This is a genomic window from Roseinatronobacter alkalisoli, assembly GCF_028745735.1.
Classification (GTDB): domain Bacteria; phylum Pseudomonadota; class Alphaproteobacteria; order Rhodobacterales; family Rhodobacteraceae; genus Roseinatronobacter; species Roseinatronobacter alkalisoli.
On record NZ_JAQZSM010000017.1, the window covers coordinates 29,919 to 44,865 of the forward strand.

General features: G+C 60.7%; 14 protein-coding genes. 10 read left to right on the forward strand and 4 right to left on the reverse strand.

Annotation, left to right across the window (positions count from 1 at the left end; translation table 11 throughout):
• Positions 1-11 precede the first annotated feature (11 nt).
• Entirely contained in the window at positions 12-1,325 is a 1,314-nt protein-coding gene (locus tag PUT78_RS16005; protein WP_274353280.1) for a pyruvate dehydrogenase complex dihydrolipoamide acetyltransferase, read from the forward strand.
• 326 nt (positions 1,326-1,651) lie between these two features.
• On the opposite strand, the gene mltG is transcribed toward PUT78_RS16005, so the two are convergent.
• The 4 genes from mltG to fabG all read right to left on the reverse strand — a co-directional run bounded on the left by mltG (position 1,652) and on the right by fabG (position 5,451).
• Positions 1,652-2,818, reverse strand: a complete 1,167-nt coding sequence (mltG, locus tag PUT78_RS16010; protein WP_274353281.1) for an endolytic transglycosylase MltG — start codon at positions 2,816-2,818, stop codon at positions 1,652-1,654.
• Positions 2,818-4,080: a beta-ketoacyl-ACP synthase II gene (fabF, locus tag PUT78_RS16015; protein ID WP_274353282.1), complete on the reverse strand. Its 1,263-nt coding sequence runs from the start codon at positions 4,078-4,080 to the stop codon at positions 2,818-2,820. The genes mltG and fabF overlap by 1 nt, the downstream gene beginning before the upstream one ends.
• A 193-nt stretch (positions 4,081-4,273) precedes the next feature.
• The gene (locus tag PUT78_RS16020) at positions 4,274-4,507 is read right to left on the reverse strand and encodes an acyl carrier protein (protein ID WP_274353283.1); all 234 of its coding nucleotides are present in this window, start codon (positions 4,505-4,507) and stop codon (positions 4,274-4,276) included.
• 206 nt (positions 4,508-4,713) lie between these two features.
• On the reverse strand, positions 4,714-5,451 hold the full coding sequence (fabG, locus tag PUT78_RS16025; protein WP_274353284.1) for a 3-oxoacyl-[acyl-carrier-protein] reductase: 738 nt from the start codon (positions 5,449-5,451) through the stop codon (positions 4,714-4,716).
• Between the two features lie 156 nt (positions 5,452-5,607).
• Here fabG and PUT78_RS16030 point away from each other — a divergent pair, with 156 nt between their 5' ends.
• The 9 genes from PUT78_RS16030 (at position 5,608) to PUT78_RS16070 (ending at position 14,945) form a co-directional block, all read left to right on the forward strand.
• Positions 5,608-6,840, forward strand: coding sequence for a glycerate kinase type-2 family protein (locus PUT78_RS16030; protein ID WP_274353285.1), 1,233 nt, complete (start codon positions 5,608-5,610; stop codon positions 6,838-6,840).
• A 338-nt stretch (positions 6,841-7,178) separates the two neighbouring features.
• Positions 7,179-8,741, forward strand: a complete 1,563-nt coding sequence (gene guaA / locus PUT78_RS16035) for a glutamine-hydrolyzing GMP synthase (protein ID WP_274353286.1) — start codon at positions 7,179-7,181, stop codon at positions 8,739-8,741.
• Complete coding sequence (locus tag PUT78_RS16040) at positions 8,741-9,016, forward strand: putative quinol monooxygenase (RefSeq protein WP_274353287.1); 276 nt, start codon at positions 8,741-8,743, stop codon at positions 9,014-9,016. Before guaA ends, PUT78_RS16040 begins: the two co-directional genes overlap by 1 nt.
• A 163-nt stretch (positions 9,017-9,179) precedes the next feature.
• The gene (locus PUT78_RS16045) at positions 9,180-10,361 is read left to right on the forward strand and encodes an ABC transporter substrate-binding protein (RefSeq protein ID WP_274353288.1); all 1,182 of its coding nucleotides are present in this window, start codon (positions 9,180-9,182) and stop codon (positions 10,359-10,361) included.
• A 108-nt stretch (positions 10,362-10,469) separates the two neighbouring features.
• On the forward strand, positions 10,470-11,261 hold the full coding sequence (locus PUT78_RS16050; protein ID WP_274353338.1) for an ABC transporter ATP-binding protein: 792 nt from the start codon (positions 10,470-10,472) through the stop codon (positions 11,259-11,261).
• Positions 11,262-11,324: 63 nt separating this feature from the next.
• Positions 11,325-12,035 (forward strand): ABC transporter ATP-binding protein, encoded by a 711-nt coding sequence (locus tag PUT78_RS16055; RefSeq protein ID WP_274353289.1) that lies wholly within the window; start codon positions 11,325-11,327, stop codon positions 12,033-12,035.
• A 5-nt stretch (positions 12,036-12,040) separates the two neighbouring features.
• The gene (locus PUT78_RS16060) at positions 12,041-13,051 is read left to right on the forward strand and encodes a branched-chain amino acid ABC transporter permease (RefSeq protein ID WP_274353290.1); all 1,011 of its coding nucleotides are present in this window, start codon (positions 12,041-12,043) and stop codon (positions 13,049-13,051) included.
• Positions 13,048-14,352 carry a branched-chain amino acid ABC transporter permease gene (locus PUT78_RS16065; RefSeq protein ID WP_274353291.1) on the forward strand — a complete coding sequence of 435 codons (1,305 nt, stop codon included), beginning with the start codon at positions 13,048-13,050 and terminating at the stop codon, positions 14,350-14,352. The genes PUT78_RS16060 and PUT78_RS16065 overlap by 4 nt, the downstream gene beginning before the upstream one ends.
• Positions 14,352-14,945, forward strand: a complete 594-nt coding sequence (locus PUT78_RS16070) for a nucleotidyltransferase family protein (RefSeq protein WP_274353292.1) — start codon at positions 14,352-14,354, stop codon at positions 14,943-14,945. Before PUT78_RS16065 ends, PUT78_RS16070 begins: the two co-directional genes overlap by 1 nt.
• Positions 14,946-14,947 lie beyond the last annotated feature (2 nt).

A 14,947-nucleotide genomic window follows, 5' to 3' on the forward strand; every position in this document is an offset into this window, starting at 1 on the left:
GGGAGGGAAAGATGCCTGTAGAAATCCTGATGCCCGCCCTCTCGCCCACCATGGAAGAAGGCACGCTTGCAAAATGGCTGGTCAAGGAGGGGGACAGCGTTTCCTCCGGTGACATTCTGGCCGAGATTGAGACCGACAAGGCGACGATGGAATTCGAAGCCACCGATGAAGGTGTGATCGGCAAGATCCTGATCGACGCCGGGTCTGAAGGGGTCAAGGTCAACACCCCCATCGCCGTGCTGCTGGAAGATGGCGAAAGCGCTGACGATATCAAGACCAGCAGCGCCCCCGCCAGCGGTGGTGCACCGGAAGCCGCACCTGCGGCTGACGCGGCTGCGAAGGCGGCCCCCGAAGGGGGCTCCGCCGCGGCCGCCCCCCCTGCACCGGCCAGGGACGGGAAGCGCATCTTTGCATCCCCTCTGGCCCGCCGCATTGCCGCTGACAAGGGGATTGACCTTGCACAACTGACCGGCTCCGGCCCGCATGGCCGCATTGTCAAAGCTGATCTCGACAGTGCCAAACCCGCAGCTGCCGCCGGGGCCACAGCACCCGCCAGCGCCGCACCGGCCAAAGCCGCCGCCGCGGCACCAACCGGCCCGAGTGCCGATCAGGTCGCGCGCATGTATGAAGGGCGCGACTATGAAGAGGTCAAGCTCGATGGCATGCGCAGAACCGTTGCCAGCCGCCTGACCGAAGCCAAACAGACCATCCCGCATTTCTATCTGCGCCGTGACGTGCAGCTTGATGCGCTGATGGCCTTCCGTGCGAACCTGAACAAGCAGCTTGAATCGCGCGGTGTCAAACTGTCGGTCAATGATTTCATCATCAAGGCCTGCGCCATGGCCCTGCAGGCGGTTCCCGATTGCAATGCCGTCTGGGCCGGTGACCGTATTCTGCGCCTGAAACCGTCTGATGTGGCGGTTGCCGTGGCCATCGAAGGCGGCTTGTTCACGCCAGTGCTGAAAGACGCGCATCTGAAATCACTCTCTGCGCTGTCGGCGGAAATGAAGGATCTGGCCGGTCGTGCCCGCAACAAGAAACTGGCCCCGCATGAATATGTCGGCGGCGCGATGGCCATTTCCAACCTTGGCATGTTCGGGGTAGAAAACTTTGATGCGGTCATCAACCCGCCGCACGGCTCCATTCTGGCCGTGGGTGCCGGTGTGAAGAAGCCAGTCGTCGGCGCGGATGGGGAACTGAAAGTGGCCATTGTTATGTCAATGACCCTTTCCGTAGATCACCGCGTGATAGATGGTGCGCTGGGTGCCGAATTCCTGAAAGAAGTTGTCGCCTATCTGGAAAACCCGGTCACCATGCTGGCCTGATCAGGTAAAGAACGATCTGCAAGATACTGAAAAGGGGCGCTTTCATGCGCCCTTTTTTCATGCATCTGACGGCAGCAGGCCTCGCTCACGTTGATTTACCGGGGCTGAACAGAAGGTGTGGAACAAAGGCCGCAGGCGGCCCACGCCATCGGCGGGCCGTCCTGCGGCCTGCCGATGGCGCCAGCGTCATGCCAAGCCTTGGATGCCGGAATATGCCGCCTGCATAAAGTGAACTTCTCTCACGTGGGACCGGGACCGGCCCACCGCTGGCGCGGCGTTGCGCTCAAAGTTCGCTTCACATCAGAACCGCCCGCGAACGGTATATTTCACTCGGCCGGCTGTTGTTGTTCGCGCAGTTCAGCCTCGATCTCGCGCCAGCGGGCGACAGCGCGGTTATGATCCGCCAGATTGGTGCTGAAAGCATGCCCGCCTGTGCCGTCGGCCACGAAATACAGATAGGATGTCTCATCCGGGTCCAGCGCTGCCGCAATGGCCGCGCGTCCGGGATTGGCAATCGGCGTCGGTGGCAATCCGTCAATACGGTAAGTGTTATAAGGGGTTACCGCGTCCAGTTCAGACCGCCGCAACCCACGTCCCAGCACACCGCGCCCTTCAGTAATGCCGTAAATCACTGTCGGGTCGGTCTGCAGCCGCATCGGCATCCGCAGACGGTTCACGAATACGCTGGCGACCTGACGCCGTTCATCCGCAACGCCGGTTTCCTTTTCCACAATCGACGCCATGATCAGCGCGTCCTGCGGGGTGTCATAGGGCAACCCGTCCGCGCGGCTTTCCCAGAGTTGCGCCAGAATCGCTTCCTGCCGCGTCTGCATTTCCGCCAGCAGCGTTTCGCGGTCCGCGCCACGTGTCACGGCATAGCTGTCAGGGGCCAGCATGCCTTCCGGGGGCAGTTCGCCCGGATCGCCTTCCAGAAACTCTGCCAGACGGACGCCTTCCCATATCTGCCAGCTTGTGGCCCCTTCGGCGACCGTAATGCGGTATTGCATATCCGATTGCGATGCAAAGCTGGCATAGTCTTCGGGCGCTTCCTCGTCTGCGGCGAATTGCACCACGGTTTCAAAGCGCTGCGTGGCCGGGTCCAGTTCGCGCACCAATGTATCGATACGGGTCACCCCGATGCGATAGTGAATTTCGCTGCCACAGGTCGATGCCCCGCCGCGTGTCAGAATATCCAGAATGTCATCCATCGAGGCCGCTTCGGGAATCAGATATGATCCGAAGCGCAATTGTCCGGCGCGTTCGCTGTATTGCGCGCCGACGCGGAACACCTGTTCGGATTTTATTACGCCCTGCTCCGCCAGCCCGCGCGACACCACCCGCAGGCTCGCCCCCGGATCCACACGGAAACACACCGCCTGCGTCAGCGGGCCGGGGCCTGTGAACTGACGTTTACCTGCAGAAATGATGATCGCCACGCCCACAAGGGCCACGATCATCAGCGTCAGGGTATTGGCAACAACATGACGCACCATCAGCTTTCGATCTTTCCAAGGATAAGGCTGGCATTTGTGCCGCCAAAGCCGAAACTGTTGGACAGGGCCAGCCGGATGTCACGTTTGCGCGCCACCTTGGGAGCCAGGTCAATCGGGGTTTCCACAGCGGGCGTGTCAAGGTTCAGCGTGGGCGGCGCAATCTGGTCACGGATTGCCAGAATGCAGAAAATTACCTCCACTGCGCCAGCGGCGCCCAGCAAATGTCCGATGGCCGATTTTGTTGATGACATGGTGGCCTTGCCAGCACTGTCCCCAAGCAACCGTTCCACTGCAGCCAGTTCAATGACATCCGCCATGGTGGATGTGCCATGCGCGTTGATGTAATCCAGTTCCGACGGGTCAATGCCTGCCCGCGCCACCGCCGCTTTCATCGACCGCAGCGCGCCTGCGCCATCCTCGGACGGGGCGGTGATATGATAGGCATCGCCGGACATGCCGTACCCCAGCACTTCGGCATAAATCTTTGCGCCGCGCGCTTTGGCATGTTCATATTCTTCCAGCACCACCACGCCCGCGCCTTCGCCCATAACGAAACCGTCGCGGTCTGCATCATAGGGGCGGCTGGCGGCTTCGGGGGTATCACCGCGTTTGGTGGACAGCGCCTTGCAGGCATTGAACCCCGCAATCCCGATTTCCGAAATCGGGCTTTCTGTACCACCTGCGACCATGACATCGGCATCCCCGAACGCGATCAGGCGGGCGGCGTCGCCAATGGCATGCGCCCCGGTTGAACAGGCGGTAACCACTGCGTGATTCGGCCCCTTGAACCCGAAACGGATGCTGACATGCCCTGACACCAGATTGATCAACGCGCCCGGAATGAAGAAGGGCGACACCCGGCGCGGCCCGCGTTCCTTCAGTAACACCGCGGTTTCGGCAATCGTGGACAGCCCCCCGATACCCGAACCGATCATGACACCGGTGCGGCAGCGGCTGTCTTCATCTTCGGGCATCCAGCCGGAATCGCGCACAGCCTGTTCAGCGGCGGCCACACCGTAAAGGATGAATTCATCAACCTTGCGGGCTTCCTTGGGTTCCATCCAGTCATCAGGGTTGAATGTCCCATCCGTTCCGTCGCCACGCGGCACTTCGCACGCATAGGTGGTGGCCAGATGGCTGGCGTCAAAGCGCGTGATCGGCCCGGCGCCGGACTGGCCTGCAAGCAGACGCGACCATGTTTCCTCTACGCCGCATGCCAGCGGTGTAACCATTCCAAGCCCTGTGACGACAACCCTGCGCATGTGCCCTCTCTTATGTCTATCAGACTATATTATCGTTGTGATAGCGGGATTTGGGCCGCAGGGGAAGGGCCGCGCGGGGCGTGACCCCTCACAAAACGGCAAGCTGCGGGAACCTGCCGATGGTGAGCAGCACAAAAATGCAAAACGCCACCCGCATGGGGTGGCGTCCGAAGCTTATAAAGCGACTGGCGTATCAGGCCGCTTCGGTAATGAATTTCACGGCATCACCGAAGGTCTGGATGTTCTCAGCGGCATCATCAGGGATTTCGATGCCGAATTCTTCTTCGAACGCCATGACCAGTTCCACCGTATCCAGGCTGTCTGCGCCCAGATCGTCGATAAAGGACGCGCCTTCGGTGATCTTGCCTTCTTCGACGCCAAGATGCTCGACGACGATTTTCTTCACACGATCCGCGATATCGCTCATGTTCTTCCTCTCAGTTTTTCTTGCCGGTATCCGGCCTGGAATGTCCCTCGTCCGCCAGTCGTCAGCGGCGTATTGCGCGCCCAATAGGGCGTTCACGCCCTCAGGTCAAGAGTATTGCGGTCCTGTTAAAACCGCAGCCTCGCTTTCATAGCACAGCGGCGTACTATCGCAAGCGCGCAGCGCAACCGCGCGCCTATTGCGCGAAATCAAACCATCGCCATGCCGCCATTCACATGCAGCACAGCCCCTGTGACATAGCCCGCTTCCTGGCTGGCCAGATACAGCACTGCGGCGGCAATGTCGGCGGGGCTGCCCATGCGGCCAGCCGGAATCCGCCCGTTTATCGCGGCTTTCTGGTCGTCATTCAGCGCGTCGGTCATGGGGGTCGCAATAAAGCCCGGTGCGACGCAATTCACGGTGATTCCGCGCGATGCAACTTCCTGCGCCAGCGCTTTTGACATGCCGACCAGCCCGGCCTTGGCAGCAACATAATTTGCCTGACCGGGATTGCCGGTTGCGCCCACCACCGAACTGATATTCACAACCCGCCCCCAGCGTGCTTTCATCATGCCACGCAGAGAGCCACGCATCAGGCGCATGGCGGCGGTCAGGTTCACATCCAGCACTTTCTGCCATTGTTCATCGCTCATGCGCATCAGCAGATTATCCTGAGTGATGCCCGCGTTGTTGACCAGAATATCCAGCCCGCCCATTGCCTCTACTGCGCGTTTTGGCAGCGCTTCGACCGCATCGGCATCCGACAGGTTGCAGGGCAGCACATGCACCCGCGCGCCCAAGGCCTGCGCCAGGTCCTGCAACGGGGCCTCGCGCGTGCCCGAAAGCGCAACAGTTGCGCCCGCAGCGTGCAGCGCACGCGCGATTTCCGCGCCAATACCACCCGATGCGCCGGTCACCAGCGCGGTTTTTCCTGTCAGATCAAACATGACGACTCCCTTAACCCGGTCAGATTATGCTGTGTTGCACGCCCCTATAGCAAGCCCTGCCGCGCTGCGCCAACCGAAAGCGGGTTGCACCATTTGCGGTAGCAATGGCACAAAGGGCCATATGCACATAGCGCTATCAACCGAAGGAGTGGGCAAATGCTGACCCGCGCGCAGATGACCGGGCTTTTCGACATCGGCGTTACGGCTGCCGATCCGCGCGCGGCGGTGCAGGATGCATTGCGCGACACGCCCTTACAACTGCCCGATGGCGGGCGGCTGTATGCGCTGGCCATCGGTAAGGCCGCCCGCGCAATGATGCAGGCGGCGCTGTCGTTGTTACCCACGCCGCAGGCCGCGCTGGTGATCACGAATTACGAAAACGCCGATTCGCTGGACGGCGCGCGCGTGATGGCGGCTGGCCACCCCGTGCCCGATGAAAACGGATTGCAGGCGGGGCTTGCGGTGCAGAAAATGCTGGCACGCACCCGCGCGGATGACCTTGTTCTGGTGCTGGTTTCCGGGGGGGGGTCGGCTTTGGTGCCCGCGCCCGTTCCGGGCCTGTCACTGTCCGACAAGGCGCAGGTCAATGACCTGCTGCTGGGCGCAGGGCTGGACATTGTGACCATGAACGCCGTGCGCCAGCATTTGTCGCGGATGAAGGGCGGCGGCTTGCTGCGCATGGCCGCCCCGGCACAGGTGCGGGCGCTGATCCTGTCTGATGTGATCGGCGATGATCTGCGCGCCATTGCATCCGGTCCGACAGTGGCACCTATTGCCACACGTGATGAGGTCCGCGCCCTACTGGCCGGTTCGGGGCTATGGAACCGCTTGCCGCAGGCTGCGCACGATGCACTGACCCGGACAGAGGACACATCCCCCCTGCCCGAAGCTGATAACCGGCTGATCGGGTCGAACCGCATGTCGCTGGACGCAATGGCGCGGGCCTGTGAAAATGCCAGTATCGTTTCCGATGCACTGACCGGCGATGTCGGGGACGCAGCGGCGAAAATCGTACAGACAGTGCGGGATGGCGGCGGGCCGCGTGTTGCGCTGTTTGGCGGGGAAACCACTGTCAGGCTGCGCGGCACCGGGCGTGGCGGGCGCAATCAGGAACTGGCGCTGCGCGTTGCTGCCGAACTGGACGGCGTGGCGGGCTGGCGGTTTTTGTCGGGCGGCACCGACGGGCGCGATGGCCCGACAGATGCGGCGGGCGCTATGGTGGATGGTGACACGCTGGCGCGCATCCGGGCCGCAGGCGGCGATCCGGCAGCGCTGCTGGCCAATAACGACAGCTATCACGCGCTGTCACTGGCGGATGACCTGCTGATGACCGGGGCGACGGGGACGAATGTGGCCGATCTGCAAATCCTGTGCATCGACGCGCCCTAGCGCCCTTGGGGTGAACATGTCGGGGGAAATGGCAAGCTGTCTGAAAGCGGTTGAGCAGCATCGAAATGCGCGGAACAAAGGCCGCGAGGCTGGCCCACACCATAGGTCTGGCCGTCCCGCGGCCTGCCGATTTTTCTGATGCCACACCAAGCGTATGAACTCAGGAGTATTCCGCCTGCATAAAGTGAACCCCTGTAACGTGGGACCGGCCGCTGGCGCGCTTTCTCTCCCACAACACCCGCTTCATGCCGGAACTCCCGCGAACAAGCCGCTTCAATCTGATCTGAGCGCGTTTTAGGCCCTTGCAGGGCGCGCGGGCTTGACTTAATCGGGGCGGCATGACCCAGCATCAACGCCTTCTGATCATCGATTTCGGTTCTCAGGTCACGCAGCTTATCGCGCGCAGGCTTCGGGAACTGAATGTCTATTGCGAAATCCACCCCTATCAACATGTGGATGACGCTTTTCTGGCCACCTTCGCACCCAAAGCGATCATCTTCTCGGGTGGTCCCGATTCGGTGACACGCGATGGCTCGCCCCGCCCGCCGAAATCGGTGTTTGACCTTGGCGTGCCCATCCTTGGCATTTGCTATGGCCAGCAGGTGATGATGCAGGAACTGGGCGGGCTGGTGGAAACCGGCCATGGCACTGCCGAATTCGGCCGCGCCTTTGTTACCCCGACCGATGACCGCCTGCCCCTGCTGGATGGCTGGTTTACCAGCGCCGACGGGCGCGAACAGGTCTGGATGAGTCACGGCGATCATGTCAGCCGCATTGCCCCCGGATTTCAGGTTTTCGGCACGTCATCCGGCGCGCCCTTTGCAATTACCGCCGATCCGTCGCGCAATTTCTTCGCGGTGCAGTTCCACCCCGAAGTACACCACACCCCGAATGGCGCGAAACTTTACGAAAATTTTGTCCGGCTGGCCGGGTTCACCGGTGACTGGACCATGGCCTCCTACAAGGATGAAGCGATTGCGCGCATTCGCGAACAGGTGGGCGACAAGCAGGTCATCTGCGGTTTGTCAGGGGGCGTTGACAGTTCGGTTGCTGCCGTCCTGATCCATGAAGCGATCGGTGATCAGCTGACCTGCGTGTTCGTGGATCACGGCCTTCTGCGCCTGAACGAGGCCGAAGAAGTCGTGACCATGTTCCGCGACAATTACAATATTCCGCTGATTCACGCGGATGAGGCCGATCTGTTCCTGGGGGAGTTGGACGGCGTTTCCGATCCGGAAACAAAGCGCAAGATAATCGGGCGATTGTTCATTGATGTGTTCCAGAAATACGCCAGCCAGATTGATGGCGCGGAATTTCTGGCGCAGGGCACGCTGTATCCGGATGTCATCGAATCGGTCAGCTTTTCGGGTGGACCATCGGTGACCATCAAAAGCCACCACAATGTCGGTGGACTGCCTGAAAAGATGGGCCTGAAACTGGTGGAACCGCTGCGCGAATTGTTCAAGGACGAAGTGCGCGCGCTGGGGCGCGAGCTTGGCCTGCCCGACAAATTCATCGGGCGCCACCCCTTCCCCGGTCCGGGCCTTGCCATCCGCTGTCCCGGTGAAATCACGCGCGAGAAGCTGGAAATCCTGCGCCGCGCCGATGCGGTCTATATTGACCAGATCCGCCGCCATGGCCTGTATGATGACATCTGGCAGGCATTCGCCGCCATCCTGCCCATGCGCACCGTGGGTGTCATGGGCGACGGGCGCACCTATGATTACGCGCTGGCCTTGCGCGCAGTGACATCTGTTGATGGGATGACTGCGGATTACTACCCTTTCACCCATGATTTTCTGGGCGAAACCTCCACGCGAATCATCAATGAAGTACGCGGCATCAACCGTGTCTTCTATGATTGCACATCCAAACCCCCCGGCACGATTGAACTGGAATAATGCCTGTCGCGCTTCAGGGGGCGCTGCGTTGCGCAGATGCCGCGCAGGCGGACATCGTGCAGCGCCACCTGCCCGAACATATCCGCCTGTCACGGGCCGAAGCGGGCTGCCTTCAGTTTGACGTGACCCCGACAGACGACCCGCTGGTGTGGGCGGTGTCGGAACGGTTTGCCACACGGATCGCGTTTGACGCCCATCAGCGCCGGGTGAAAGCCAGTGTCTGGGGACAGGCCACTGCCGCTATCGCGCGCAGCTATACAGTGACCGATATTTGACCGCCCGCCGCTGCCCCTAGGTAACCCTGCGTGCGAAATGTCAAAACGTCTTTTCTGAAGCAAACCACCATGCTACGCATAATGCAAGGCGGTCAAAGCCGCCGGTTCCGTGCCGGACCGGCACAGGACAAAAATGATAACAAAACCCTATGGGAGATACCTTATGAAAAAGTTGCTTCTTGCAAGCACCGCGCTGGCCCTCTCCGCTGGTGTCGCATTCGCGGATGAGGTCAAGATGGGCGTGTTGCTTGGCTACACCGGCCCTATTGAATCCATCACGCCGTTCATGGCCGACAGCGCCGAACTGGCGTTCAAGGAAATCAGCGACAGCGGGCTGTTTCTGGGCGGGTCAACCATTACGCCCGTACGCGCGGATTCGACATGCGTTGATTCTTCTGCCGCGCAGGCTGCTGCCGAGCGCCTGATTTCATCGGACGGGATCGTGGCGATCATGGGCGCGGATTGTTCGGGCGTCACCATGGCGGTTTTGCAAAACGTCGCCATGTCTGCCGGTGTCCCGATGATTTCGCCTTCGGCAACCTCGCCCGCCTTCACCACGACAGAATCAAACGGCCTGTTCTTCCGCACCTCGCCTTCCGATGCGCGTCAGGGTGAAATTCTGGCAGGTATCGTACTGGAACGCGGCTTTGATCAAGTGGCGCTGACCTATACCAATAACGATTACGGCGCAGGCTTTGCCAACGCATTCGAGGAATCCTTCCTTGCGTCAGGCGGCACCATCACGTCGAAAGTGGCCCATGAAGAAGCCAAGGGCGACTATTCCGCAGAAGTCGGGCAACTGGCCTCTGCCGGGGGTGATGCACTGGTCATTCTGGGCTATGTTGATGGCGGCGGGTCCATGCTGCGCACAGCCTATGAACTGGGCGCGTTCGAGAGTTTCTTCATGGGTGACGGCATGTATGGCGATGAACTGATCGCCGCTGTCGGTGAAGCGCTGGAAGGCACCATCGGCACCATTCCATGGGCATCCGGTGAAGGGACCGACGCATTCCAGGAACTCGCTGAAGCTGCTGGCGTGAACGCATCATCCAGCTACACCCGCGAAAGCTATGACGCGGCGGCGCTGCTGGCGCTGGCGGCACAGGCGGCAGGCGAAGCCACGCCTGAAGGCATCGCAGCCAACATCCTGAATGTCGCCAATGAACCGGGCGAGCCGATCCTGCCGGGCGAACTGGCCAAGGGTCTGCAGATTCTGGCTGATGGCGGCGAGATCAACTATGTCGGCGCGACAAATGTTGAACTGGTTGGCCCCGGCGAAGCGGCTGGCAGCTACCGTGAATATGTCGTCGAAGGCGGCGAATATGTAACGGTTCAGTTCCACTGATCACAAAAAGGGTCCATCCGGATCCAGCGGCCCGAGGAGACCCCTCGGGCCGTTTTCCGATACCACCGGAAAACAGGTGCGGCGGACAGGGAGAACACATATATGGCCATGATCCGGGTCGAAAACCTGCACAAGCATTTTGGCGGGTTCCATGCTGTTGACGGCGCTTCTCTGGAAATTGAAAAAGGGTCCATCACCGGATTGATCGGTCCCAATGGCGCGGGCAAGACCACGCTTTTCAACGTGATTGCCGGCGTGCTGCCCCCCACATCCGGCCGTGTGCTGATGGAGGGCGAGGATATTACCGCCCTGCCCCCGCATGAGTTGTTTGCCAAGGGCTTGCTGCGCACCTTCCAGATTGCGCATGAATTCCATTCCATGACTGTGCGCGAAAACCTGATGATGGTGCCGCCCGATCAGTCCGGTGAAAACCTGTGGTCGGCATGGTTTCACAACGCCCGCGTGCGCGAAGAAGAACGCCGCATCCGTGCCCGCGCGGATGAGGTGCTGGAATTTCTGACCATCGACCATATCGCAGATGAAAAGGCAGGGCAGATTTCCGGTGGCCAGAAAAAGCTGCTGGAACTGGGCCGCACCATGATGACCGATGCGCGCATCGTGTTTCTGGATGAGGTTGGCGCGGGCGTGAACCGCACCCTGCTGAACACCATCGCCGATGCGATTGTCCGGCTGAACAAGGAACAGGGCTATACTTTCGTTGTGATCGAACATGACATGGATTTTATCGGGCGCATTTGTGACCCGGTGATCTGCATGGCCGAAGGCAAGGTTCTGGCCGAAGGAACGCTGGATGAAATCAAATCAAATGAGGCGGTAATAGAGGCCTATCTGGGCACCGGGCTGAAGAACAAGGTCAAGGCAGAAGAGGGCGCGCTGTGATGTGTATCTGCGCCATTGGCAGGAGTATTTGGGGCAAGATGAACGATATAAAGGGTGCGGCCCATGGCTGATGCGTTTCTGACAGGCGAGGCTATGACCGGCGGCTATGGCGGTGCGGATATCCTGCATGATTGCACGATTGCTGTGGACAAGGGCCAGATTGCCGTGATCGTCGGCCCCAATGGCGCAGGCAAATCCACCGCGATGAAGGCCATCTTCGGCATGCTGAAACTGCGCATGGGCACTGTGCGCCTGAACGGCGAGGACATCACCGCCCTGACCCCGCAGGCCCGTGTTGCCAAGGGTATGGGCTTTGTGCCGCAGACCAGCAATATTTTTCCATCCATGAGCGTGGAGGAAAACCTGGAAATGGGCGCTTTCATCCGCCGTGATGATTTTCACGACACGATGGAACAGGTCTATACGCTGTTTCCCATCCTGCGCGACAAGCGACGGCAGGCAGCAGGCGAATTGTCAGGCGGGCAGCGCCAGCAGGTCGCGGTCGGGCGCGCGCTGATGACCAGACCTTCGGTGCTGATGCTGGATGAACCGACTGCCGGTGTCAGCCCGATTGTGATGGATGAACTTTTCGACCGCATCATTGAAATTGCCCGCACAGGCATCTCCATTCTGATGGTGGAACAGAACGCGCGTCAGGCCCTTGAAATAGCCGATAAGGGCTATGTTCTGGTGCAGGGGGCGAACCGCTACACCGATACCGGTCGCGCCCTGCTGGCCGATCCGGATGTGCGCAAAAGCTTTTTGGGGGGCTGATCAGGATGGAACCGCTAAACGCGCTTGTCAGCGTCACGAATTTCATGCTGATCCCGGCCCTTGCCTATGGCAGTCAGCTGGCGCTTGGGGCGCTGGGGATCACACTGATCTATTCGATCCTGCGTTTCGCCCATTTTGCCCATGGTGACACGATGGCACTGGGAACGGCGGCAGTTATCGGGGGCACGTTCTTTCTGCAGGCGCAGGGCGTCAGCATTCACCCGCTGCCAACCGCGCTTCTGGCACTGCCTTTCGGGATGGTGGTTCTGATCGGCTATCTGCTGATCACGGACAGGCTGGTCTATCGCTACTACCGCAAGGTCAAGGCCAAGCCGATGATCTTTGTGATGGCATCCCTTGGGGTGATGTTTGTCACCAACGGGATTACCCGGCTGTTCATGGGCGTGGGGGAAACCCGTTTTGAAGATGGCGAGCGATTCATCTTCTCTGTCCGGGATTTCCGCGATGTCACCGGCCTTGCAGAAGGTATGGCTTTGCGCAGTTCGCAGGCGATAACCATCCTGACCGCACTGATTGTTATGGTGGTGCTGTTCTGGTTCCTGAACCGCACCCGATCGGGAAAATCCATGCGCGCCTATTCCGATAACGAGGATCTGGCGCTTCTGTCGGGCATCAACCCCGAACGTGTGGTGATCATAACTTGGGTGATTACCGGCATGTTGCTGGTCACGGCGGGCACGCTTTACGGGCTGGACAAGGGGTTCCGCCCCTTCAACTATTTCCAGTTGCTGCTGCCAATGTTTGCGGCGGCCATTCTGGGCGGGCTTGGTTCACCCGTCGGGGCGATTGTGGGGGCCTATATCGTGGCCTTTGCCGAGATGGGAATCACCTATGCCTGGCGGCGGGTGTTCACCTATCTGATGCCCGAAGGGCTGGAACCCGAATCGATGATGCAGCTATTGCCGGTGGATTATAAATTTGCGGTCACTTTCGCAATTCTGGTCATTGTGCTGCTGTTCCGTCCGACAGGTATTTTCAAGGGGAAAGTGCTATGAACCTGACCGCGCGCGATCTGGGTCTGTTTGCGCTGATGGGTGTCGTTCTGGCAATGGTCGGCATGTTCCAGAGCTGGCAACTGGCCATCACCATTCTGAACATGAGCCTGATTTCCGCCATCATGGCATTGGGCGTAAACATGCAATGGGGCTATGCGGGCCTGTTCAATGTGGGCATCATGGGCTTTACCGCCGTGGGTGGGCTGGCGGTGGTGCTGGTCGCGCAGCCGCCTGTGCCCGAAGCCTGGGCCGCAGGCGGGCTTGGCATTCTGCTGGGGCTGATGCTGGGTGTGGCCACGATTCTGGCAGCGGTTGCGGTCTACAAACGCATGTCCCCCGGCAAGCTGCGCGCATTGGCGATATTTGCAGTTCTGGTCATCGGCTATCTGGTGACGGGATATGTATTCGGCCCGGCCAAGAACGCAGTGCAGGCCGTGAACCCCGCATCCGAAGGGTATCTTGGCGGTGCCGGGTTACCTGTCATCCTTGCATGGCCGGTGGGCGCTGTTTTCGCGGCCGGTGTGGCATGGCTGGTGGGCAAGGTCAGTCTGGGCCTGCGGTCCGACTATCTGGCCATTGCCACATTGGGCATTTCCGAAATTGTCATCGCGGTTCTGAAACATGAACGCTGGCTGGCACGCGGCGTCAATAACGTGACCGGCATTGACCGCCCTGTTGCGCGCCCTGTGGACCTGCAACCGCAGGCATGGGTCCAATCGCTGGCGGAGTCATTGGGCTGGGGCGTGGGGCAGACGGCATCCGTGCTGTCCGGTCTGGGATATGCGGGCCTGTTCCTGATTGTGCTGGCATTGCTGATCTGGCTGGCGGAACGGGCGCTGAATTCGCCATGGGGGCGGATGATGCGCGCCATCCGCGACAATGAAATCTCGGCCCGCGCGATGGGCAAGAATGTGACCAGACGCCACCTGAACATTTTCGTTCTGGGATCGGCTGTCTGCGGGCTGGCGGGGGCGATGATGGTGTCGATGGATGGCCAGCTGACACCGGGCAGCTATGAACCGCTGCGCTTTACCTTTCTGGTCTGGGTCATGGTCATTGTCGGCGGGTCCGGCAATAACTGGGGCGCAGTGCTGGGCGCTTTCGTGATCTGGTTCCTGTGGGTGCAGGTGGAACCCGCCGGGCGCTGGTTCATGGAACTTGTCACATCGGGCATGGCGGACGGGTCCGGCCTAAAACAGCACCTACTGGCATCGGCTGCCTATATGCGGTTGCTGACCATGGGTGTCGCGCTGCTTCTGATGCTGCGTTTCGCGCCGCGTGGCCTGATACCCGAAAGGTGATGAACCGCGCCTGCGCCATAGTGCTGCCTGCGGCCGGGCTGGCGCGGCGCATGCGGGGCGGCGACAAGCTGCTGGAACCGGTGGGGGGCGTTGCCCTGCTGCGGCATGCCGCGCAACAGGCACTTCAGGCCAGCAGCTATGTTGCCGTTACCCTGCGGCCCGAAAAGACAAGGCGCCTGTCGGTTCTGCTGAACCTGCCGGTGCATGTCCTGACTGTGCCGGATGCGGACGAAGGCATGGCCGCCAGCCTGCGCGCAGGCGCAAGATGGGCAGGCGATGCGCCGGTTTCAGCGCTGATGATCGCCCTGCCCGACATGCCCGACATTGCCGCCGGTGATTTCCGTGCCCTGATTGCGGCGCAGGCGGAAAACCCTGACCAATGCCTGCGCGCAGCCAGCATGGACCACCGGCCCGGCCATCCCGTGATTGTGCCACGAAGGCTGTTCCCGGATATGCTGGAACTGCGCGGCGATCAGGGCGCACGTGCGATCCTGCGCGCCAATCCCCCGCGCCTGTACCCGCTGGACGGCCAGCGCGCCCTGACCGATCTGGACACGCCGGAAGACTGGGCGGCGTGGCGCAAGGCCCATTAAAT

Coding starts and splice junctions, on each gene's coding strand:
- PUT78_RS16050 (WP_274353338.1), top strand. CDS start 10,470: ATGATCCGGGTCGAAAACCTGCACAAGCATTTTGGCGGGTTCCATGCT.
- PUT78_RS16045 (WP_274353288.1), top strand. CDS start 9,180: ATGAAAAAGTTGCTTCTTGCAAGCACCGCGCTGGCCCTCTCCGCTGGT.
- PUT78_RS16070 (WP_274353292.1), top strand. CDS start 14,352: ATGAACCGCGCCTGCGCCATAGTGCTGCCTGCGGCCGGGCTGGCGCGG.
- PUT78_RS16055 (WP_274353289.1), top strand. CDS start 11,325: ATGGCTGATGCGTTTCTGACAGGCGAGGCTATGACCGGCGGCTATGGC.
- PUT78_RS16005 (WP_274353280.1), top strand. CDS start 12: ATGCCTGTAGAAATCCTGATGCCCGCCCTCTCGCCCACCATGGAAGAA.
- guaA (WP_274353286.1), top strand. CDS start 7,179: ATGACCCAGCATCAACGCCTTCTGATCATCGATTTCGGTTCTCAGGTC.
- PUT78_RS16065 (WP_274353291.1), top strand. CDS start 13,048: ATGAACCTGACCGCGCGCGATCTGGGTCTGTTTGCGCTGATGGGTGTC.
- PUT78_RS16030 (WP_274353285.1), top strand. CDS start 5,608: ATGCTGACCCGCGCGCAGATGACCGGGCTTTTCGACATCGGCGTTACG.
- mltG (WP_274353281.1), bottom strand. CDS start 2,818: ATGGTGCGTCATGTTGTTGCCAATACCCTGACGCTGATGATCGTGGCC.
- PUT78_RS16060 (WP_274353290.1), top strand. CDS start 12,041: ATGGAACCGCTAAACGCGCTTGTCAGCGTCACGAATTTCATGCTGATC.
- PUT78_RS16040 (WP_274353287.1), top strand. CDS start 8,741: ATGCCTGTCGCGCTTCAGGGGGCGCTGCGTTGCGCAGATGCCGCGCAG.
- fabF (WP_274353282.1), bottom strand. CDS start 4,080: ATGCGCAGGGTTGTCGTCACAGGGCTTGGAATGGTTACACCGCTGGCA.
- fabG (WP_274353284.1), bottom strand. CDS start 5,451: ATGTTTGATCTGACAGGAAAAACCGCGCTGGTGACCGGCGCATCGGGT.
- PUT78_RS16020 (WP_274353283.1), bottom strand. CDS start 4,507: ATGAGCGATATCGCGGATCGTGTGAAGAAAATCGTCGTCGAGCATCTT.